At 67.8% G+C, this 18,569-nt stretch carries 18 protein-coding genes; 11 read left to right on the forward strand and 7 right to left on the reverse strand.

All coding sequences use genetic code 11. The features are described 5' to 3' along the window. Positions 1 to 194: 194 nt before the first annotated feature. The 10 genes from ACIQ67_RS10510 (at position 195) to ACIQ67_RS10555 (ending at position 9,179) form a co-directional block, all read left to right on the forward strand. Entirely contained in the window at positions 195 to 1,754 is a 1,560-nt protein-coding gene (locus ACIQ67_RS10510; RefSeq protein WP_397534321.1) for a methyl-accepting chemotaxis protein, read from the forward strand. Positions 1,755 to 1,810: 56 nt separating this feature from the next. Further along, a complete protein-coding gene (locus ACIQ67_RS10515; protein WP_397534322.1) occupies positions 1,811 to 2,146 on the forward strand; it encodes a TonB family protein in 336 nt (111 codons plus the stop codon). A gap of 243 nt (positions 2,147 to 2,389) precedes the next feature. Next, positions 2,390 to 4,012: a methyl-accepting chemotaxis protein gene (locus ACIQ67_RS10520; protein WP_397534323.1), complete on the forward strand. Its 1,623-nt coding sequence runs from the start codon at positions 2,390 to 2,392 to the stop codon at positions 4,010 to 4,012. A gap of 28 nt (positions 4,013 to 4,040) precedes the next feature. Further along, a complete protein-coding gene (locus ACIQ67_RS10525; protein ID WP_397534324.1) occupies positions 4,041 to 4,463 on the forward strand; it encodes a hypothetical protein in 423 nt (140 codons plus the stop codon). Positions 4,464 to 4,559: 96 nt separating this feature from the next. Further along, positions 4,560 to 4,910, forward strand: coding sequence for a hypothetical protein (locus ACIQ67_RS10530; RefSeq protein ID WP_397534325.1), 351 nt, complete (start codon positions 4,560 to 4,562; stop codon positions 4,908 to 4,910). Positions 4,911 to 4,918: 8 nt separating this feature from the next. Beyond that, a complete protein-coding gene (locus ACIQ67_RS10535) occupies positions 4,919 to 6,337 on the forward strand; it encodes a TolC family protein (RefSeq protein ID WP_397534326.1) in 1,419 nt (472 codons plus the stop codon). An 18-nt stretch (positions 6,338 to 6,355) separates the two neighbouring features. Continuing rightward, the gene (locus ACIQ67_RS10540; protein WP_397534327.1) at positions 6,356 to 7,807 is read left to right on the forward strand and encodes a multicopper oxidase family protein; all 1,452 of its coding nucleotides are present in this window, start codon (positions 6,356 to 6,358) and stop codon (positions 7,805 to 7,807) included. An 8-nt stretch (positions 7,808 to 7,815) separates the two neighbouring features. Beyond that, the gene (locus ACIQ67_RS10545) at positions 7,816 to 8,319 is read left to right on the forward strand and encodes a cupredoxin domain-containing protein (RefSeq protein ID WP_397534328.1); all 504 of its coding nucleotides are present in this window, start codon (positions 7,816 to 7,818) and stop codon (positions 8,317 to 8,319) included. Continuing rightward, positions 8,316 to 8,786, forward strand: coding sequence for a DUF411 domain-containing protein (locus ACIQ67_RS10550; RefSeq protein WP_397534329.1), 471 nt, complete (start codon positions 8,316 to 8,318; stop codon positions 8,784 to 8,786). The genes ACIQ67_RS10545 and ACIQ67_RS10550 overlap by 4 nt, the downstream gene beginning before the upstream one ends. A gap of 42 nt (positions 8,787 to 8,828) precedes the next feature. Further along, positions 8,829 to 9,179: a copper-binding protein gene (locus ACIQ67_RS10555; protein ID WP_397534330.1), complete on the forward strand. Its 351-nt coding sequence runs from the start codon at positions 8,829 to 8,831 to the stop codon at positions 9,177 to 9,179. A 21-nt stretch (positions 9,180 to 9,200) separates the two neighbouring features. On the opposite strand, the gene ACIQ67_RS10560 is transcribed toward ACIQ67_RS10555, so the two are convergent. Continuing rightward, positions 9,201 to 9,506, reverse strand: a complete 306-nt coding sequence (locus ACIQ67_RS10560; protein ID WP_397534331.1) for a flagellar basal body rod protein — start codon at positions 9,504 to 9,506, stop codon at positions 9,201 to 9,203. A gap of 155 nt (positions 9,507 to 9,661) precedes the next feature. On the opposite strand from ACIQ67_RS10560, the gene ylqF reads away from it, so the two are divergent. Next, positions 9,662 to 10,594, forward strand: coding sequence for a ribosome biogenesis GTPase YlqF (gene ylqF, locus ACIQ67_RS10565; RefSeq protein ID WP_397534332.1), 933 nt, complete (start codon positions 9,662 to 9,664; stop codon positions 10,592 to 10,594). Between the two features lie 11 nt (positions 10,595 to 10,605). Here the strand turns inward: ylqF and ACIQ67_RS10570 are convergent, their stop codons facing one another. The 6 genes from ACIQ67_RS10570 to ACIQ67_RS10595 form a co-directional block, all read right to left on the reverse strand. After that, positions 10,606 to 11,526 (reverse strand): class I SAM-dependent methyltransferase, encoded by a 921-nt coding sequence (locus ACIQ67_RS10570; RefSeq protein ID WP_397534333.1) that lies wholly within the window; start codon positions 11,524 to 11,526, stop codon positions 10,606 to 10,608. A gap of 114 nt (positions 11,527 to 11,640) precedes the next feature. Further along, the gene (locus ACIQ67_RS10575) at positions 11,641 to 12,030 is read right to left on the reverse strand and encodes a hypothetical protein (RefSeq protein WP_397534334.1); all 390 of its coding nucleotides are present in this window, start codon (positions 12,028 to 12,030) and stop codon (positions 11,641 to 11,643) included. Positions 12,031 to 12,076: 46 nt separating this feature from the next. Continuing rightward, positions 12,077 to 15,205, reverse strand: a complete 3,129-nt coding sequence (locus ACIQ67_RS10580) for an efflux RND transporter permease subunit (protein WP_397534335.1) — start codon at positions 15,203 to 15,205, stop codon at positions 12,077 to 12,079. A gap of 10 nt (positions 15,206 to 15,215) precedes the next feature. Then, positions 15,216 to 16,346, reverse strand: a complete 1,131-nt coding sequence (locus ACIQ67_RS10585) for an efflux RND transporter periplasmic adaptor subunit (protein ID WP_397534336.1) — start codon at positions 16,344 to 16,346, stop codon at positions 15,216 to 15,218. After that, the gene (locus ACIQ67_RS10590; RefSeq protein WP_397534337.1) at positions 16,343 to 16,927 is read right to left on the reverse strand and encodes a hypothetical protein; all 585 of its coding nucleotides are present in this window, start codon (positions 16,925 to 16,927) and stop codon (positions 16,343 to 16,345) included. The genes ACIQ67_RS10585 and ACIQ67_RS10590 overlap by 4 nt, the downstream gene beginning before the upstream one ends. 61 nt (positions 16,928 to 16,988) lie before the next feature. After that, positions 16,989 to 18,215 carry a TolC family protein gene (locus ACIQ67_RS10595; protein ID WP_397534338.1) on the reverse strand — a complete coding sequence of 409 codons (1,227 nt, stop codon included), beginning with the start codon at positions 18,213 to 18,215 and terminating at the stop codon, positions 16,989 to 16,991. Positions 18,216 to 18,569 lie beyond the last annotated feature (354 nt).

The following is an 18,569-nucleotide window of genomic DNA, read 5'->3' on the forward strand; positions in this document are numbered from 1 at the left end:
CAACGAGTTCGCCACGGGCTGCTTTACCAGTGAAAACCCTGACTCCAGACTGAGGCCTGCGGCCTTTTTCACGCTGGGGCTTGCCTTCGCGCCGCACCCCCCTAAAGTGGGGGCCGAAGCGACCGATAGTCGAGGGGCGCCTCGCCACGAGCAGGCGTTACCAGACCAACGCCTACTCCTACGGATCTTCGAGAATGAAGCTTCTTTCCAAGCTGCGCATCAGCCAGCGACTTGCCGTCAGCTACACCTTGCTGGTGCTGCTGCTGATCGCGATTGGCGTCTTCGGCGCCTTCAACGCCAACCGCTTGGCGCAGGACCTTGACCAGACGGCCAACACCAGCCTCGTCAAGATCGCCTCGGCCAATGCCCTGGAGGGCAATGTCAACATCATCGCCCGTGCGGCGCGCGACCTGATCCTGCTGGACGAGGCACGCCAGATCAAGCGCCAGAACGCCGCGATCGACGCGGCTCTGGCCGACACCGAAAAGCAGCTGGCCAGCCTGGAAGCCAGCATTGGCGATGGCAACGAAAAGACGCTCGTCGCCCAGGTGCGAGAGCGGGAGTTGGCCTTCATCGCCGCGGTCGCCAAATTCCGCCAGGTTGCCGAAGCCGGCAACCCGGACGATTCACGCGAAAGCCTGATCAAGGATGTGCGCCCTGCCCAGCAGGCCTACCAGGAAGGTCTGAAGACCCTGGTTGACCTGCAGTTCGACACCGCCCGCGAGCTGGCAGTCTCCGGCGGCGAGGTGGCGCGCTCGTCGGTGATGGTCACGGCAGTGCTGGTGCTCGTGGCAGTGACCATCGGTGTAGTCGGCGGCCTGACCATCGCCCGCTCCATCGTGCTGCCGGCGCGCCGCGCCCGCGAAGCCGCGCAGGCCATCGCCGAGGGCGATCTGACCCAGCGCATCGAAGTCGACGGCAGCGATGAACTCAGCCAGATGCTGGGCGCCATGCGCGAGATGCAGACCGCGCTGTCGGGCGTTGTGCAAAGCGTCAGCAGCGCCGCTGGCGAGGTGGCCCACAGTTCCGGCGTGATTGCCGGCGGCAACCAGGACCTGTCGGACCGCACCGCGCGCTCGGCAGCCAGCCTGCAGAACACCGCGGCATCGGTCGAGCAGATCGCGTCCAACCTGACCGGCGCCAGCGAACTGACCCGCAAGGCTGCCAACATCGCCACGAAGGCCCGCCAGTCAGCCTCGGCAGGCGGCACTGTGGTGACCGAAGTCGTCAGCACCATGCAGGCAATCAGCGAAAGCTCCAAGAAGATCGGCGACATCATCGGAGTGATCGATGGCATCGCCTTCCAGACCAACATCCTGGCGTTGAACGCCGCAGTGGAGGCCGCCCGCGCGGGCGAGCACGGCAAGGGCTTCGCCGTTGTCGCGTCCGAAGTGCGCGCACTGGCCTCGCGCAGCGCGCAGGCTGCCAAGGAGATCAAGCAGCTGATCCAGGAATCCTCCGAGAAGGTCGATACCGGCACCCAGTTGGTGGCCAATGCCGGCGCCACCATCCGCTCAGTGGTCGACGAGGTCAACAATATGGGCCACCTGATCGAAGAAATCTCGCACTCCGCCCAGGAGCAGGCCAGCGGCGTCGGCGTTGTCAACAACGCGATGTCCGAACTCGACCGCACGACTCAGCAGAACACCACACTGGTCGATGAACTCAACCGCAGCACCGATGAACTGAAGCAGAGCTCGTCGCGCTTGCTGGATGCGGTCGGCTTCTTCCGGGCCCCGGCGACTAGCCACTGACTTCCCTTCCCCTTCCGTCCCCACCCAGAACACTGACACTCACTCAAGGTCTCATGATGAAGTACAAGTCCACCCACCTCGCCAAGATCGTCGGCACTGCCGCACTCGCCTGCTTCATTGCCGCGGCACACGCCTCGACCCCCAAGCTGATCAAGCGCGTGCCGCCAGAGTTTCCGCGCGAAGCGGTGCAAGCGTCTGTGGACAGCGGCGTCGTCAGGGCAAAGATGGCCATCGATGCCGACGGCAAGGTCACCGAAGTGACCATCGTCGAATCACAGCCCCGCCGCGTGTTCGATCGCGCCGTGCAACGGGCCCTGATGGACTGGCGCTTCGAAGCCAGCGGCTCGGCACAGACGCATGAAGTGCGTCTGGTGTTCCGCAACGACGAGTAATCTTCGCCTGCAGCCTGCCCTGCCTGCCGCGCCTTCTGCAGTAACGCCTGCAGGGCGTGCACGTGGTGGCAGTTGCCACAGGTTCAGGCGACACGACAGTCTCGCCATCGCTCTATGCACGCAGCGGGCTGAGCCCTATATTGGACTCACATGCCCGGCAGCCAGGCCTCACGAACGGCGCCGGACCCAGCTGTCCAGGCGCCGCCGCCCTTTGTCGGTTGAGCGCGAAGCACGGAGGTTTCGATGCGTGACAACGGGCCTGTAAGCCAGCGTGAGTTCGCCTTCCCCTCCAACGAGACCCTGGTCTCGACCACTGACCTCAAGGGTCGCATCCTCTACTGCAACAGCGCTTTCATCTCGGTCAGCGGCTACACGCGCGACGAGTTGCTGGGCCAGCCGCACAACATGATCCGTCACCCGGACATGCCTGCCGAAGCCTTTGCGGACATGTGGGACACCATCGCCAGCGGCATGCCCTGGTCCGGGCTGGTGAAGAACCGGCGCAAGAACGGCGACCACTACTGGGTCAACGCCAATGTCACGCCCTTGCTGGATCGCCACGGCCAACCGGTCGCCTACATGTCGGTGCGTATCCTGCCCGGCCGGGCCGAGGTCGAAGGCGCCGAGGCGCTCTACGCCCGAATGCGTCGCGAAGGCGCCCAATGCCCGCTTCGCATCCGCCACGGCCAGCTGATCGACAGCAGCTGGCGCGGACGCCTGGCGAGCTGGTTCAACCCGTCACTGGGCGTGCGCATCACTCTGGCGGTGTGGCTGGCCGCCGCGCTGGGATTGGCGCTTGGCATGATTGCCGACCATTCGATGGTGGCGATGCTCGGCGCAGCGGCCGTCACCCTCGTCTGCGCCGCAATCGGCGGCCGCTACATCAGGCGCGCCGTTCTGGCGCCCATCCATTCACTGGAACGCTTCGCCAACCGCATGGCGGCCGGTGATCTGACGCAGCGCCTGCACAAGGACCGTGACGACGAGGTCGGCGCCATCGCCGGCGCACTGGCCCAGCTCAACGTCAACCTGATGTCCATCGTGCGCGATGCGCGCTCCGGCGTGATGCAGGTGCGTCAAGGCACCCACACCATCGCCGAGGGCAATCAGGATCTGTCGGGCCGCACCGAATCTCAGGCCAGCAGCCTGGAGCAGACGGCCGCGTCGATGGAGCAGATCAAGGCGACCGTGCATGCCAGCACCGACATGGCCCAAACGGCAGCAAGCAAAGCTGAATCTGCCCGTCGCATCAGCGAACGCAGCGTGCTTGCGGTGCGCCAGGCGGCGCACTCGATGGAGAACATCAGCGCGGCCTCGGCCCGCATCGCCGACATCATCCAGGTGGTCGACAGCATTGCATTCCAGACCAATATCCTCGCCCTCAATGCGGCGGTCGAAGCCGCACGGGCCGGCGAGCACGGGCGGGGTTTCGCGGTGGTGGCCGCCGAGGTGCGCATGCTGTCGCAGCGCACGTCCGAAGCGGCGCGCGAGGTGCGCGGCCTGATCCTGAATTCCGGCGAACGTGTGGCCGAGGGCGGCACCCAGGTCGGCCAGGCCAGCCAGGCCATGGCCGAGGTGCAGCAGGCGGTCGACGAGGTCTTCACGCTGATTCAGCAGATCAGCCAGGGCATGAACGAGCAGATGCGCGGCATCGACCAGATCAACGAGGCGCTGGCACAGCTGGACTCGCTGACCCAGCAGAACGCCGCGCTGGTCGAAGAGGTGGCAGCGTCGGCGATGGGGCTCAATGACAAGGCCCAGGAAGTGGCGGACGCGGTCGGCGTATTTCGGGTGGATGAGCACAGCGGCGCCGGCGCGTCGGATGCCGTGGCCCTGCGGCGTGCGGCCAAGGCGCCGCGCACCTGACTAGGCGCCCAGGACTACACTTGCTCCCATGCTGCCCCGCCTCCCCTCACACTGGCTGCGCACCCTGATCTGGGTGCTGTGCCTCGCCTTGCCGCTTCAAGCGGCAGCGGTCGTGGGCATGAGTGGCTGCGGATCGGTGCCCATCGGCTGGAGTGCAGCGGCCGCCGGCAGCGTCGAACTGCCGACGCCGCTGCAGCACCACGAGGCAGCCCATGCGGCCTCGGACGATGCCTCTTTGCATGACGGTCACGCCATGCATGACGCTGCCGACTTGAACCATCAGCAATGCAGCGCCTGTGCCGCCTGCTTCGTGGGTGCTGCCTTGCCGAGCACGCCTATGGCCCTGGCCTCTGCAGCAGGTCACCCTGTGCAATACAGCGGCGCGGAGTGGGTCAGTCTGGACTGCAGCCCCTCGCGGCTCGAACGGCCGCCACGAACAACAGCCCGCTGAGCTGGGCAGGCCTTTTTTCGGCCTGCTGACCTGGGCCAGCGCTTGCGCTGGTCCAAGCCGTCCTGTTGTTCCCTCGCCTCTCCAGAGGACCACTCCATGCACAAGACACCCTGCTCCTGGGTGCTGGCGCTCGCCATGAGCGCAGCACTCGGCTGGGCCGCACCGGCTCAGGCGCAAGCCAGCTTGCCGGCACACGCCGACCCCGCCGATCCGAAAGCCGGCCCTACGCCACTGATCTACCGTTCCGCACTGCAGCGCTATCAGCCACTGCAGGACACCAGCCTGCGCGATTGGCGCGCGGCCAACCAGCGCGTTCACGAAGCGGGCGGCTGGCGCGTCTATCTGCGTGAATCGCAAGCCAGCGCTGCCGCTCCTGCCCCCACTCCTACCCCCTTGCCAGCGGACAGCAAGAGCGCGCCCGCTGCGAAGCCGGCCCATCAGCATTGAGGCCCGTCATGACCCGATCCCTTCCCCCATTGCGCCTGCGGCTGGTGATGCTGCTGGCCGCGCTCGGCCTCGGCGGCTGCGCCAGCCTGACGCCGGAGGCCGGCTTCGCGCCATTGCAGCAGCAGACCCGCCAGCTGCTCGACAAAGACCTGGCCTGGCCCCGCGACGAAGCTGCTCAGGCCAAGATCGAGCAGCGCGTCCAGGCCCTGCTGGCGCAGCCCTTGAGCAGCGACTCTGCCGTGCAGATCGCCCTGCTCAACCACCGCGGCCTGCGCGCGGCGCTGTTCGAACTAGGCGTGCTGGATGCCGAACGCGTACAGGCATCGCGCCTGCCCAACCCCGGTTTCAGCGTCGGGCGCATGAGCAAAGGCGACGAGCGCGAGATCGAGCGCGGCCTGCATTTCAGCTTGGCCCGCTTGCTGAGCCTGGCCAGCGCCGCTGATGTGGCGCAGCGCCGGCTGTCGCAAACCCGCCAGGATCTCGCGCTGCAGGTGCTGACCGTCGCTGCCGAGGCCCGCCAGCGCCACATCCAGGCGGTCGCAGCGCGCGAGCAGCTGCACTATGCCCGCCAGGTGATGGAAGCCGGCGAAGCCAGTGCCGAGCTGGCGCGCCGCATGGCCGAGGTCGGCAATGTCAGCCGGCTGCGACAGGCGCGTGAACATGCCTTCTACGCCGATGCGGCGCTGGGGCTGGCGCGCGCCGAGTTACAGGCCGCGCTGCAGACCGAGGCGCTGTCTCGCGCACTCGGCCTGTGGGGCGAGCAGCGCGCAGCGCTGAAGCTGCCCGAGCGCCTGCCGGACCTGCCCGAGCAGGCGCGCGAGCTGCCCGGCGTCGAGCAGCAGGCGATCACTCAGCGCCTGGACGTGCAGGCCGCGCGTCAGGCCGCCGCGCTGCGCGCCGCCGAGCTGGGGCTGACGCGCCAGACCCGCTTCATCAACGTGCTGGAGCTGGGCCTGGCCCGCAACAGCAGCAATGAAGCACCGACGCAGCGCGGCATCGAGCTGAGCCTGGAGCTGCCGCTGTTCGACTGGGGCGAGGCCCGCAATGCGCGTGCCGAGGCGCTCTATATGCAGCAGCTGGCGCGCACCGCCGAGACGGCCATCAACGCCCGCTCACAGGCGCGCGAGGCCTATCTGCGCTACCGCAGCGCGCATGAGATCGCACAGCACCATGCGCGCGATATCGTGCCCAACCGACAGCGCATCGCCGATGAAAACCTGCTGCGCTACAACGGCATGTTCATCGGCACCCTCGAACTGCTGGCCGACGCGCGCCTGCAGATCGCCGCTGTCGCCACCGCCATCGAGGCCAAGCGCGACTTCCTGCTGGCCGAGGCGGAACTTGAGCAAGCCCTGCTCGGCCCCGTTGCAGGCAGCGCCCGCAGCAGCGCCTCATCTGCCCCTGCCGCGCCGGCAGCCGGCCACTGAATCCGGAGACCTTTCCCCATGCTTTCCCGACGCAATCTTTTCGTGGGCGCGGCCGCCGTCAGTGCGGCAAGCGTCTCGCGCGTGGCGCTGGCCGCGATCCCCGAGGCGGTGCAGCAGACCAGCCCCGACACCGCACCGCCGCTGATCCCCAACAGCGGCCGGCTCTACAACCCCGTGGTCACGCTGAACGGCTGGACATGCCCCTGGCGCATGAAGGCCGGCGTTAAGGAGTTCCATCTGGTGGCCGAGCCCGTCGTGCGCGAAATGGCGCCCGGCTTCAAGGCCCATCTGTGGGGCTACAACGGCCAGTCGCCCGGCCCCACCATCGAGGTGGTGGAAGGCGACCGCGTGCGCATCTACGTGACCAACCGCCTGCCCGAGCACACCAGCGTGCATTGGCACGGCCAGCGCCTGCCCAATGGCATGGACGGCGTCTCGGGCCTGACCCAGCCCTCGATCAAGCCCGGCCAAACCTTTGTCTACGAGTTCGTCGCACGCCGGCCCGGCACCTTCATGTACCACCCGCATGCCGACGAAATGACGCAAATGGCGATGGGCATGATGGGCTTCTGGGTCACGCACCCCAAGACTCGCCATCCGCTGATCAGCGAGGTGCAACGCGACTTCTGCTTCCTGCTGTCCAGCTACGACATCGATCCCGGCAGCTACACGCCCAAGATCATGACGATGACGGACTTCAATCTGTGGAGCTGGAACAGCCGCATCTTCCCCGGCATCGACAGCCTCAATGTGCGCTATGGCGACCGAGTGCGCCTGCGTGTCGGCAACCTGACGATGACCAACCACCCGATCCATCTGCACGGCCATGAGTTCGAGGTCACCGGCACCGATGGCGGCCCGGTGCCCAAGAGCGCGCGCTGGCCCGAGGTGACCACCGACATCGCTGTCGGACAGATGCGACAGATGGAGTTCCTCGCCGACGAGGAAGGCGACTGGGCTTTCCATTGCCACAAGAGCCACCACACGATGAATGCGATGGGCCACGACGTCGAGACGCTGATCGGCGTCGACCACACCGGGCTGGCCAGCAAGATCACCCGCTTGATCCCCGACTACATGGCGATGGGCGAGCGCGGCATGGCCGATATGGGCGAGATGGAGATGCCGCTGCCCGACAACACCGCGCCGATGATGGCCGGCCAAGGGCCTTATGGCGGTTTGGAGATGGGCGGCATGTTCAGCGTGCTGAAGGTGCGCAAGCAGCAGAAGCCCGGTGACTACAGCGACCCGGGCTGGTATGCCGCGCAGGCGCCCAAGGGCACGGTGGCCGCGCCAGTGCCAGGCGCGGCGGCGCCGGCGGCCAGCCAGGCGCCGGCACCTGTAGCAGCACCGGGCATGAAAGCGCACAAGCCGGGCATGCATCAGCAGATGCACCCGCAGCACAAGCCCGGCGCGGCCGCAGCCACCGAAGTCAAGGTCCGCAAACCCAGCAAGCACGAGGGCCACTGAGCATGCGCATGCACACACTCCCGTCCTGGCTGTTGGCACTCGGACTGCTGGTCGCCGGCGGCCACGCCCTGGCACATGGGCCGCAGCCGCATCACAGCGCCGCGCCGCTCAAGAAGGAGCAACAGGTCTTCGGCATTGCCGGTGACGCCGGCCAGGTCAACCGCACCGTGACCGTCACGATGGGTGACGATATGCGTTTCAAGCCCGATCACCTCCAGGTGCGCGAAGGCGAGACCCTGCGCCTGCGCATCCGCAACCAGGGCCAGCTGATGCATGAGCTGGTGATCGGCACGCCCGAGGAGCTCGACGCCCATGCCAAGTTGATGGAGAAGTTCCCCGACATGGAACATGAAGAAGCCCATATGGCCCACGTGCCTCCGGGCGGCAGCGGCGACATCATCTGGCGCTTCAACCGCGCCGGACAGTTCGACTTCGCGTGCCTGGTCGCCGGCCACTTTCAGGCCGGCATGCGGGGCCGCATCACCGTCACGCCGAGGAGCAAAAAACCATGAACCCACAACTCAAGCAACGCCGCGGCCTGCTGGCCCTGATCGGCGCCGCCTTCGCCGGCCCCGCCTTCGCGCAGGGGCCATCACCCATCGCCATCGAGGTCTGGAAAAGCCCGACCTGCGGCTGCTGCAAGGACTGGATCCGCATCATCGAAGCCCAGGGCCTGTTCAAGGCCACGGTGCGCGATATCGGCAACACCCAGGCGCGTGCCCGCCTGGGCATTCCGATGAAGCTGGGCAGCTGCCACACCGCCGTCGTCGGCGGCTATGCCATCGAAGGCCATGTGCCGATGCGCGAGATGCTGCGCCTGCTGAAGGAGCGACCACGTGCCATCGGCCTGGCCGTACCCGGCATGCCGATCGGCTCGCCCGGCATGGATGGCCCCGAATACGGTGGTCAGCGTGACCCCTATGAAGTGCTGCTGGTGCTGCACGATGGCAGCACGCGTGTCTATGCCAAATACGGCTGAAGCCCGATACCGCCAGATCGCCTGTTGATGAGGAAACCAATGATGAAGACGCTACTGATCACCGGCCTCTGCGCCGCCGCCAGCCTGCCCCTGTCCGCGCTGGCGCAGGCCGCCCCGACTGGGCACGAAAGCCACCACGCCGCGCCCGCGCGGCAGGGTGCCGAAGAATGGGTAGCAGCCGAGATCCGCCGCGTGGACCTGGCCGGCCGCAAGCTGACGCTCAAGCATGCCGAGATCAAGCATCTCGACATGCCGGGCATGACCATGGTGTTCGGGCTCAAGGACGGCGCCGCCGCGCCTGAGTTGCTGGCCTCGCTCAAACCGGGCGACAAGCTGCAGGTTCAGGTGCAGATGCTGGACGGCAAGACGGTGGTCAGCGCCCTCAAGCGCTGAAGCGACAGCTGGCGCCGACGCTCAGGCCTGGATGTCCAGTAGCGCGCCGGTGGTCTTAATCTGGGTTTCCAAGACGCGCAGATTGGCCACATAGCTGTAGGTGGCCGAGCGCTGCTCGATCAACTCGCGCTCGGCTGACACGCCGGGCTGGGTGGCGGTGCTGCGGCTGACCTGCACGCCGGACTCGGCCGGAAGGCTGGACAGCGCGACCTGCTCGCGGCGATAGCCGGCCGTCGACAGATTGGCCACATTGTGCGCAGACGCGCGCAGTCGCTCCTGGGCGACTGCGACGCCCGACAAAGCGGTGGACATGCTGATCGAGGACATGGCGAACAAGCTCCGGATCCCTTGAATTAGCGGGATTGTTCCCGTCTTATCGACCACTGGGCGGGGAACTTTAGAAAAGAATCGCCTTTACCGGCCAAATTCACGCGCCAAGGCGGGGACAATTGCCAGCACCCCCTGCAGCAAGACTGAAATCGATGGCGATCCAATGGTTCCCGGGTCATATGAACTCGACCCGCAATGCAATCCGCGAGCGCATGAAGGCGGGGCTGGACGTGGTCATCGAGCTGCTGGACGCCCGTCTGCCCGGTTCCAGCCGCAACCCGCTGCTGGCCGAGCTGACCGAGGGCAAGCCCACGCTGAAGCTGCTGAACAAGCAGGATCTGGCCGACCCTGAGCGTACAGCCGCCTGGCTGGCGCACTACAACGCCCTGCCTGAGACCCGGGCCATCGGCCTGGATGCCAGCATCAAGGCGCCCGCCAAGGCGCTGATGAGCGAATGCCGGCTGCTGGCGCCGAACCGCGGCGGCATGGCCAAACCGCTGCGGGTACTGATCTGCGGCATCCCCAACGTCGGCAAATCAACGCTGATCAACACCTTGATGGGCAAGCGCGCCACCAAGACCGGCGATGAGCCCGGCATCACCAAGGTCGAGCAGAAGCTGGTGCTGGAGAACGATTTCTACCTGTTCGACACGCCCGGCATGCTGTGGCCCAAGATCACCGTGCCCGAGGCTGGCTTCAATCTGGCGGCCAGCGGCGCGGTGGGACGCAATGCCTTCGTCGAGGAAGAAGTGGCGGTCGAGCTGATGGCCTGCCTGCGCCAACACTATGCGCCTCTGCTGGTGGAACGCTACAAGCTGGAGATCACACCCGAGCTCAGCGACGAGGAACTGCTGGAGCAGCTCGGCCGCAAGCGCGCCGCCATGCTCAGCGGCGGCCGCGTCAATCTGCAGAAGGCGGCCGAGATCCTGATGTACGAATTCCGCCAAGGCACGCTGGGCCGCATCACACTGGAAACGCCCGAGGAATTCACCGCCTGGGTGGCCACCGGCGCAGCGGCCGAAGCCAAGGCCAAAGCCGAGGCCGAAGCCAAGAAGGCCGCGCGCAAGGCCGGCCGCAAACGCTGATCAGCGCGGTTTCAGTCGGGCGCCCTGTAGACCAGCACCTTCAGCGAGCGCTCGTCCGACACATCGGCAAACGCGGCCGGATTGGCCAGGCGCTGCTGGAACTGCAGCGTCGGTGCCAGCTGCTGCATCTGCTCTTGCAGAAAGCCCACGCCCAGCTCAGGCGCGTTCAGGCACAGCAGGGCCTGGCCGCCGGGCGCCAGCAGATCGGGCAGGCGGCGCATCAGCCGCGCGTAGTCCTTGCTGGCGATGAAGCTGCCCTTCTGGTGGCTGGGCGGATCGACCACGATCAGCTCATAGGGCCCGCCACGCGTGATCTTTCCCCAGGAGCTGAAGATGTCGTGCGGCAGATAGCTGGCGCCTGAGCCGATGCCGTTCAGCGCATGGTTCTGCTTGCCGATGGCCAAGGCTCCGTCGCTCATATCGATATTGACCACCTGGCTGGCGCCAGCCTGCAGCGCCACCACCGAGAAGGCGCAGGTGTAGGCGAACAGGTTCAGCACCTTGGCTCCCGGCTGCGCCGCCACCTGCTGGCGCAGCCAGCGCCGGCCCTCGGCCATGTCCAGGAAAAGGCCATGGTTCTGGCCCTTTAGCACATGCACGCGAAAGCGCGCGCCGTCCTCGCTGACCTCATGCCGGTCCGGCACGCTGCCGGCCATCAGCCGGGTGTGGCTGCGGCCTTCGTCGCGCTGCTGGAACACCCAGTTCAGCGCCTGCCCCGGTGCCAGCTGCTGCCAGCGCGCGTCCAGCGCCGCGCCGATGGCCGCCAGTTGCTCATCAGGGAGCGGCTGGAAGCTGGTCAGCACGAACACCGGCGGATAAGCATCCAGCGCAAGGTGCTCGCAAGCGGGGTGGAGCCCGCCGCGGCCGTGAAAAACGCGCTGGGCATCGTGAGGCAGGGCCATCGTCGCGATGGCATCGAGCAGGGCTTGCATGGGCAGTCAGGGAAGGCAGGAGAACGAGGCCGGGCCAGCGCAGCAGTAGCGCTGCTGCGCTGACACCCGGCCGCAAGCGATGCAGTGTATGCAGCCGAGCCGCCCTGCCGACGACTACTTCAGCGCAAAGCGCACGCTGGCCGGCTTACGCCCCGGGAGCGTGACGATGGCCACCACGCGGGTGCCCGGCTCCAGCTTGAAGCTGCCCTTGGCTTCGAAGCGGTTGTCGCCCGCCGCCTGCAAGGCCAGCTCGGACTTTGCGCTGCCTGCAAGCATCGTCAGCTTGACGCTGCCGCCCTGGGTGCTGAGCGGCTTGCCGTGATCGCGCAGATGCAGCGTGATCAGCTCAGGCTTGGCCACCAGTTCGAAATCGATGTCGCCGGACTCGACCACCACGCCGCCATGCAGGGGCTTGTGATCATGGTCATGCTTGCCGCCGGCCGTTGCCAGGCCGCTCAGTACCAGCGTCAAGCTGGCGATCCACAGAAGGGTCTTGAGGTTCATGGGTGCTCCTTGAATGAGAGTCAGAAATGGGGAATTGAGGGAAAGCTCAGAGCGCCTGAGCGTCCTGCTCCTGCAGCAGGCGCTCGGCGGGCTTGCGGCCGAACAGCCAGAACAGCGCCGGCGTCAGGAAGGTATCCAGCAGGGTCGAGCTGATCAGGCCCGAGAAGATCACCACCGCTACCGGATGCAGCACCTCGGTGCCGGGGCGCTCGGCCTCGAACAGCAGCGGCGCCAGCGCGAAGGCCGTCACCAGCGCCGTCATCAGCACCGGAGCCAGTCGCTCCAGCGAACCGCGCACGATCATCGGCAGGCCGAAGGCCTCGCCCTCCAGGCGCATCAGGTTGATGTAGTGGCTGACCTTGAGGATGCCGTTGCGCACCGAAATGCCTGCCAGGGTGATGAAGCCGATCAGCGCTGCCACGGACAGCGGCTGGCCCGACAGCCACAGCCCCAGCACCGCCCCCACCAGGGCAAGCGGGATATTGACCATGATCAGCGCTGCCAGCACCGCCGACTTGTAACGGCTGTACAGCACCACGGCCATCAGCGTCAGCGAGACGATGGACAACAGGCCCACCAGACGCGAGGCCTCTTCCTGCGCCTGGAACTGGCCGCCCAGCGTGATGAAGTTGCCTTCCGGCAACTTCGTCTCGGCCACCGCCGCGCGGATGTCGGCCACTACCTCGGACAGCGGCCGGCCATTGGCATTGGCCGACAGCACGATGCGACGTTTGCCGTCGTCGCGGCTGATCTGGTTGGGGCCGTCGGCTTCCTCGATGCTGGCGATGCGCGACAGCGGAATGGCGCCGCTCGGCGTCTCGATCAGCAGCCGGCCCAGGCCTTCCACCGAGCGCGCCGTCTCCGGCAGGCGCAGCATCAGCGTGAAGCGGCGCCCGCCTTCGATGATCTGCGTCACCTTCTCGCCTTCCACGAGCGCCTGCAGCGTGGCCAGCACCTGCGGCGCCGGCACGCCGTACTGCGCAGCCGCCGCATAGTCCAGCCGCACCTTGATCTGCGGTGCCAGCACCTGCTTCTCAACCTCCAGATCGGCCAGACCGGGAATGCCGGCCAGGCGCGCGCGCAGCAGTTCGGCCTGCGCCCGCAGCACATCCAGATCCTCACCGAAGATCTTGATCGCGATCTGAGAGCGCACGCCCGACAGCATGTGGTCGATGCGGTGCGAGATCGGCTGGCCGATGGCCACCGCCGCCGGCAGGTTGACCAGGCGCGAACGGATGTCGGCGCTGATCTCGGCCATGCTACGTTCCAGCTCGGCGCTGGGCTTGATGCCCACATCCAGCTCGCTGACATGCACGCCCTCGGCATGCTCGTCGAGCTCGGCACGGCCGCTGCGACGGCCCACATGCGTGACCTCGGGCACCTGGCGCACCAGAACCTCGGCCTGGCGCGCCAGCGCCGCGGACTCGGCCAGCGTGACGCCCGGATTCAGCCGCATGCCGACCAGCAGCGTGCCCTCGTTGAAGGGCGGCAAAAAGGTGGTGGGGAAGAAAGGCACGGTCGCGGCCGCCGCCAGCACCGCCGCACCCGCCAGACCCAGTGCCGCGCGCGGGCGCTGCAGCACGGCCTGCAGCCCACCGCGATAGCGCGCCTTCAGCCAGGCCAGCAGCCGCGTGTCGCCATGATCCAGCGACTTCATGCGCGGCAGCAGGTAGTAGCTCAGTACCGGCGTCAGCGTCACTGACACCAGCAGCGAAGCCAGCGTCGAGACGATGAAGGCGATGCCCAGCGGTACGAACAGCCGGCCCTCGATGCCCGGCAACGCGAACAGCGGCAGGAACACCAGCACGATGATCACCGTCGCATACAGGATGCCCGAGCGCACCTCCATCGAGGCGCGCGCCACCAGCTCCAGCAGCGGCTGCGGCCGGCACGGGTTCTCGGCCCGGTCCTGCTTGAGGCGGCGCATGATGTTCTCCACATCCACCACCGCGTCATCCACCAGGCCACCGATCGCGATCGCCAGGCCGCCTAGCGTCATTGTGTTGATCGACAGGCCGAAGTAGCGGAACACCAACGCGGTGATGAAGATCGAGATCGGGATCGCCGTCAGCGCGATCACCGTCGGCCGCAGCGTGCCGAGGAAGAAGAACAGGATCACCGCCACCAGCACCGAGGCGCCGATCAGCTTGCCCTGCAGCGTCGAGATCGAGGCCTCGATGAAGCTGGCCTGGCGGAAGGTCACGCGTGGCGCTTCCATGCCAGCCGGCAGCGAGGCCTGCAGTCCGCTCAAGCCCTCTTCGATGGCACGCGTCACAGCCAGCGTGTCGGCGCCGGGCTGCTTCTGAATGCCCAGGATCACGGCCGGCTTACCCTCGAAGCCGGCATCGCCGCGCTTGAGCGCGGGCGCGAAGCTGACCTCGGCGATCTGGCGCAGCAGGATGGGCTGCCCCTGGCGCGCCCCCAGCGCCAGGTCCTTCAGGTCCTCCAGCCGCGAGGTGCGGCCCAGATGCCGGATAAGGTACTCGCGGCCGTTGAGCTCCAGAAAGCCACCTGATGTGTTGGCCGAGAAGCCCTTCAGCGCCGCGGCCAGCTGATCATGCGTGATGCCCAGCGCCGCCATGCGCGCGGTGTCGGGCTGCACCTGGAACTGCCGCACCTCGCCGCCGATCGGAATCACCTGCGCCACGCCGGGCACCGCCAGCAGACGCGGCCGCAGCACCCAGTCCGCGTACTCGCGGACCGCCATGGCGGTGGTCTTGCGCTCGTCCACCGGAATCGCGATCTGCATGATCTCGCCCATGATGGAGCTGACCGGCCCCATGCGTGGCACGATGCCCTGCGCCGCACCGCCCAAGCCCTCTTCCATCGAGCTCAGGCGCTCGGCCACCAGCTGGCGCGCCCGATAAATGTCGGTGCTCCAGTCGAAGGTGATGTAGAGAAAGGACAGGCCGGCCGACGAGACCGAGCGCACCGATTCCACACCGGGCAGCCCGTTCAGGCTGGTCTCCAGCGGGAAGGTGATCAGCTGCTCCACCTCCTCGGCGGCCATGCCGCCGGCCTCGGTCATCACGGTGACGGTGGGCTTGTTGAGATCAGGAAATACATCCACCGGCGTGCGCGACAGCGTGAACGCGCCATACACCATCAGCACCAGGCTGGCGATCAGCACCAGCAGCCGGTTGCGCAGGCTGTTATCGAGTAACCACTTGAACATGGGTGGCTCCTCAGCGGATCTGGTTGATCAGGGTCGCACCCTGGACCGCGACACGCTCGCCGGCCTGCAGGCCAGAGGTCACCGCCAGCTGCACGCCGTCCAGCGGCTGCACCGTCACCACGCGGGGCTCGAAGCGCTCGGGCGCCGTCTTGACCCACAGGATGTTCTGGTTGGCCGGGTTCTTCAGCAGTGCCGCAGCAGGCACGGCCAGCGCGGTGATGCGCGTGCGCGTCTGCACGAACACACGCACCGGCTGGCCCAGGGCCAGGCCGGCAAGCGCGGCCGATTCGGCGCGGAAGCTCAGCGGCAGCGCCTGCTCGCGCAGGCTGCGCGCCGCGCCGATGAAGCTCAAGGGCACGCGCTGCTCGCCCACCGTCAAGGCGGCCGCGCCCACGTCCAGCGCCAAGGCGCTGTCATAGGCGAGCGCCTCGATGCGCAGGCGCTGCGGGTCGACGATCTCGAACACACGCTCGCGCGCATCCACCACCTGGCCTGAGACAACGTTGGCCGAGGCGATCACACCCGCCACCGGCGCCACCAGCGCCTCGCGCGAACTCAGCCCGCCGGCCACGGCGGCTGCGCGCTCGGCCAGGCTGGCCGCTTCGCTCTCGGCCGCCTCAATCTCGCGGCGCGGCACTGTGTCCGCCAGCTCGCGCAGGCGCGCCAGGCGCTTGTCCGCCAGGCTTCTGGCCGCACGGAGCTCGGCCAGCTGGGCCGCCTGATTGGCCAGCTCGATAGGGGCTCCCGCGGCCCGCACATAGGCCAGCACCTCGCCCTTGCGCACCGCCTGGCCCGCCTGCGGCAGACCGCGCGGCCCCGGCTCGATGCGCCCAGCCACCAGCGCCTGCACCAGGCCACCGGCATTCGGGTCCATCACCACCGTGCCGCTCAGTTCCAGCGTTCGTGGCAAGGCGCTGCTTTCGGCCATCCAGGTGCGCAGGCCCAGCTGGCGCTGCGCCGGCTTGGGCAGGAAGACGCTGCCATCTGGCAGACGCTGCGGGCCGTTCGCCGAAGGCGCGGCCGGCGCATCGCCATGGTCATGGCCCGGTCCAGCCTGCACCAGCGGCGCGCTCAGAGCCATCAACAAAGTAGCCGCCAGCGCTAGGCCGCTACGATTGAATGAAGTCTTCTTCTTGCTCATGCTGCAGCTCCCAGGCGTTGACGACGAACCAGCACCCACAACAGGGCTGCAACGGCCGACAAGGCCAGCGCCCAGGGCCAGGCCTTGCGCCAGTCAAGCCCATGGCCATGAGCATCGGCCGCAGCATCCGTGTGCACGTCGATCTCGGCCGCCAGCAGATCACTGGCTTCGGCGGTGCTGACGCTGGCCACCACCGGACTCACGCCTTCCGGCAAGGCCTGGGCCAGCGTGGCCTGGAACTCGCCCTCGCCGCTGCCCTGCACGGGCAGCTTGGCGCCGGCGATTTCAAGCTCCAGCGTGGCGCCCTTGACCGGCGCGTTGCTGGCGCTGTGATCCAGATACAGCGTCAGCTGCCGGTCCTTGAGCACGCCGACCAGCTCGAACAGCTCGGTGCTGGTGGCAAAGCGCGGCAGCGCCGCGCCAACGGCGGCAGCGACAGGCGCCTCGCCATGGTCATGGCCAGGGCCGGCCTGGGCCGGCAGCGCGGTGGCCAACAAGGTCGCAGCGGCGACCAGCGCGAACACAAGCGCCGCGCCGGCACGCGGTGATGCGGCCGATGAAAGAGAAGGGAAAAGGTTCATATCGTTTCCAGCAATGGTGTGAAGAGGCCGATGAGGCGATGCCCCGGCTTCATTCGTTCGGTCATTCGGTCGGCGCAGCCGGCAGCAGGCCCAAGGCCTGGCGCCACTGCGAGACGGCCTGGGCCAGCTCGATGCGCGCGCGCAGCGCCTGCCGCTGCGCCTCGAAGGCCTCGAGCGCGACGCGCAGCCGCGTCGGCAGATCGGCCTGGCCCAGGCGGAAGGACTTCTCGAAGAAGCCCTGCGCCTCGTCGGCCAGTTGCGCGCGGCGCTCAGCGGCCTGCAAGGCCACGCGGGCCAGCTGGGCCCGGCCCTGCGCCGCCTGCACCTCCGCGGCGATGCGTTCACGCGCCAGACTTAAGCGCGCCTGGGCCTCGGCCAACTCAGCCAGAGCGGCCGACTGGCGGGCACTGTGGCGCTCGCCCGCCCCGAGCGGCAGGCGTAGCGCCAGCGTCAGCGCCTGGCCATAGGGCTCGCCGAAGGCGCCACGATCACGCGCGGTGGACAGCGACAACTCAGGACTGGCGCGGGTTTGCACCCGGTTCAGCGCGGCACTGCGCTGCGCAATCTCGGCCCGCGCAGCCAGCTCAAGCAGCAGCGGATGGGCCTGCAGCGCGCCGGCCAAGTCCGGGGCCGCGGCCGCATCCGGTGCCGACTCAGCCTGATCCGACAGCCGGACTTCAGCGCCGGGCGCCGGCTGCGGCCCGATCAAGGCCTGCAAAGCCTGCGAGGCCTGGACCTGGGCCGCCTGTGCCTGCGCCAGCTCCATCTGCGCAGCCGCCACGGCGCCGTCGGCCTGATGCTGATCCGAGCGCGCCAGATCACCCGCGCGCACCCGCTTCGCCACATCAGCCGCCAGTTGCTCGGCATGAGCCAGACGCGCACGCATCAAAGCCTGCTCGTTGAGGGCCGAATGCAGCGCCCACCAGGCTGCGCGCAGCTCGGCCACGGTCAGCCAGGCCGCCGCCTGCTGGCTCGGCGCCAGGCCGGCCAGCTCGGCCTCGGCCAAGGCGCGGCTGGCCGCGCGCTCTCCCGGCAGCCACAGCGGCACGGCGAGGCCGATGCTGAGCTCGCGCGCGCCCGCCTTGCTGCCCACGCGATCGGACTTCAGCGATGTTTCCAGTGCCGGCGCTTCAGGCGTCCAGCGCTCCGAGGCGCGGCGCAGCGCCTCGGCGGCCTCGCTTCGGTGGCTGGCGGCCTGCCCCAGCGGCAGCCGCTGGATGGCGGCCTGCGCGGCTGCCTCCAGCGTCAGCGCCGGCGCAGCGGCCTGGCCCTGAGCAGACGCTGCCATGGCAAGCAACAGCGCTGCAGCCGCGTGGGCTGCCCATCCGGGCTTGGATCGGCGCGCCGCGCGGCCAGGGTGTGCCGGCCCGGCGTCCCGCCAGGGGCGGAACGCAGGATCTTCATTCTTCTTGTGCATCTTCAACCTCGCATGACATCAGTTCGCACGGGCAGCGAACAGCCCCGTGCGCAAACGCATTGGCGGCGAGGGAGATATCGAGAGGCTGCGACGGCGCCAATCAGGCGCAGTCACGCATCAGAACGAGAACAGAAAAAAGGAAAAGTGCTGTTCCCCCGCCGCGAGTCAGGCGAGGGGGCTCAGAGGCGGTCGGAGCAGCTCATCCGGAACGGGGTCCGGCAGGGA

Origin of the sequence: Roseateles sp. (assembly GCF_044373315.1) — a bacterium.
Taxonomy (GTDB): domain Bacteria; phylum Pseudomonadota; class Gammaproteobacteria; order Burkholderiales; family Burkholderiaceae_C; genus JACDQM01.

Coding starts and splice junctions, on each gene's coding strand:
- ACIQ67_RS10530 (WP_397534325.1), top strand. CDS start 4,560: ATGCACAAGACACCCTGCTCCTGGGTGCTGGCGCTCGCCATGAGCGCA.
- ACIQ67_RS10520 (WP_397534323.1), top strand. CDS start 2,390: ATGCGTGACAACGGGCCTGTAAGCCAGCGTGAGTTCGCCTTCCCCTCC.
- ACIQ67_RS10580 (WP_397534335.1), bottom strand. CDS start 15,205: ATGTTCAAGTGGTTACTCGATAACAGCCTGCGCAACCGGCTGCTGGTG.
- ACIQ67_RS10560 (WP_397534331.1), bottom strand. CDS start 9,506: ATGTCCTCGATCAGCATGTCCACCGCTTTGTCGGGCGTCGCAGTCGCC.
- ACIQ67_RS10595 (WP_397534338.1), bottom strand. CDS start 18,215: ATGGCAGCGTCTGCTCAGGGCCAGGCCGCTGCGCCGGCGCTGACGCTG.
- ACIQ67_RS10540 (WP_397534327.1), top strand. CDS start 6,356: ATGCTTTCCCGACGCAATCTTTTCGTGGGCGCGGCCGCCGTCAGTGCG.
- ACIQ67_RS10570 (WP_397534333.1), bottom strand. CDS start 11,526: ATGCAAGCCCTGCTCGATGCCATCGCGACGATGGCCCTGCCTCACGAT.
- ACIQ67_RS10585 (WP_397534336.1), bottom strand. CDS start 16,346: ATGAGCAAGAAGAAGACTTCATTCAATCGTAGCGGCCTAGCGCTGGCG.
- ACIQ67_RS10535 (WP_397534326.1), top strand. CDS start 4,919: ATGACCCGATCCCTTCCCCCATTGCGCCTGCGGCTGGTGATGCTGCTG.
- ACIQ67_RS10555 (WP_397534330.1), top strand. CDS start 8,829: ATGAAGACGCTACTGATCACCGGCCTCTGCGCCGCCGCCAGCCTGCCC.
- ylqF (WP_397534332.1), top strand. CDS start 9,662: ATGGCGATCCAATGGTTCCCGGGTCATATGAACTCGACCCGCAATGCA.
- ACIQ67_RS10575 (WP_397534334.1), bottom strand. CDS start 12,030: ATGAACCTCAAGACCCTTCTGTGGATCGCCAGCTTGACGCTGGTACTG.
- ACIQ67_RS10515 (WP_397534322.1), top strand. CDS start 1,811: ATGAAGTACAAGTCCACCCACCTCGCCAAGATCGTCGGCACTGCCGCA.
- ACIQ67_RS10550 (WP_397534329.1), top strand. CDS start 8,316: ATGAACCCACAACTCAAGCAACGCCGCGGCCTGCTGGCCCTGATCGGC.
- ACIQ67_RS10545 (WP_397534328.1), top strand. CDS start 7,816: ATGCACACACTCCCGTCCTGGCTGTTGGCACTCGGACTGCTGGTCGCC.
- ACIQ67_RS10525 (WP_397534324.1), top strand. CDS start 4,041: ATGCTGCCCCGCCTCCCCTCACACTGGCTGCGCACCCTGATCTGGGTG.
- ACIQ67_RS10510 (WP_397534321.1), top strand. CDS start 195: ATGAAGCTTCTTTCCAAGCTGCGCATCAGCCAGCGACTTGCCGTCAGC.
- ACIQ67_RS10590 (WP_397534337.1), bottom strand. CDS start 16,927: ATGAACCTTTTCCCTTCTCTTTCATCGGCCGCATCACCGCGTGCCGGC.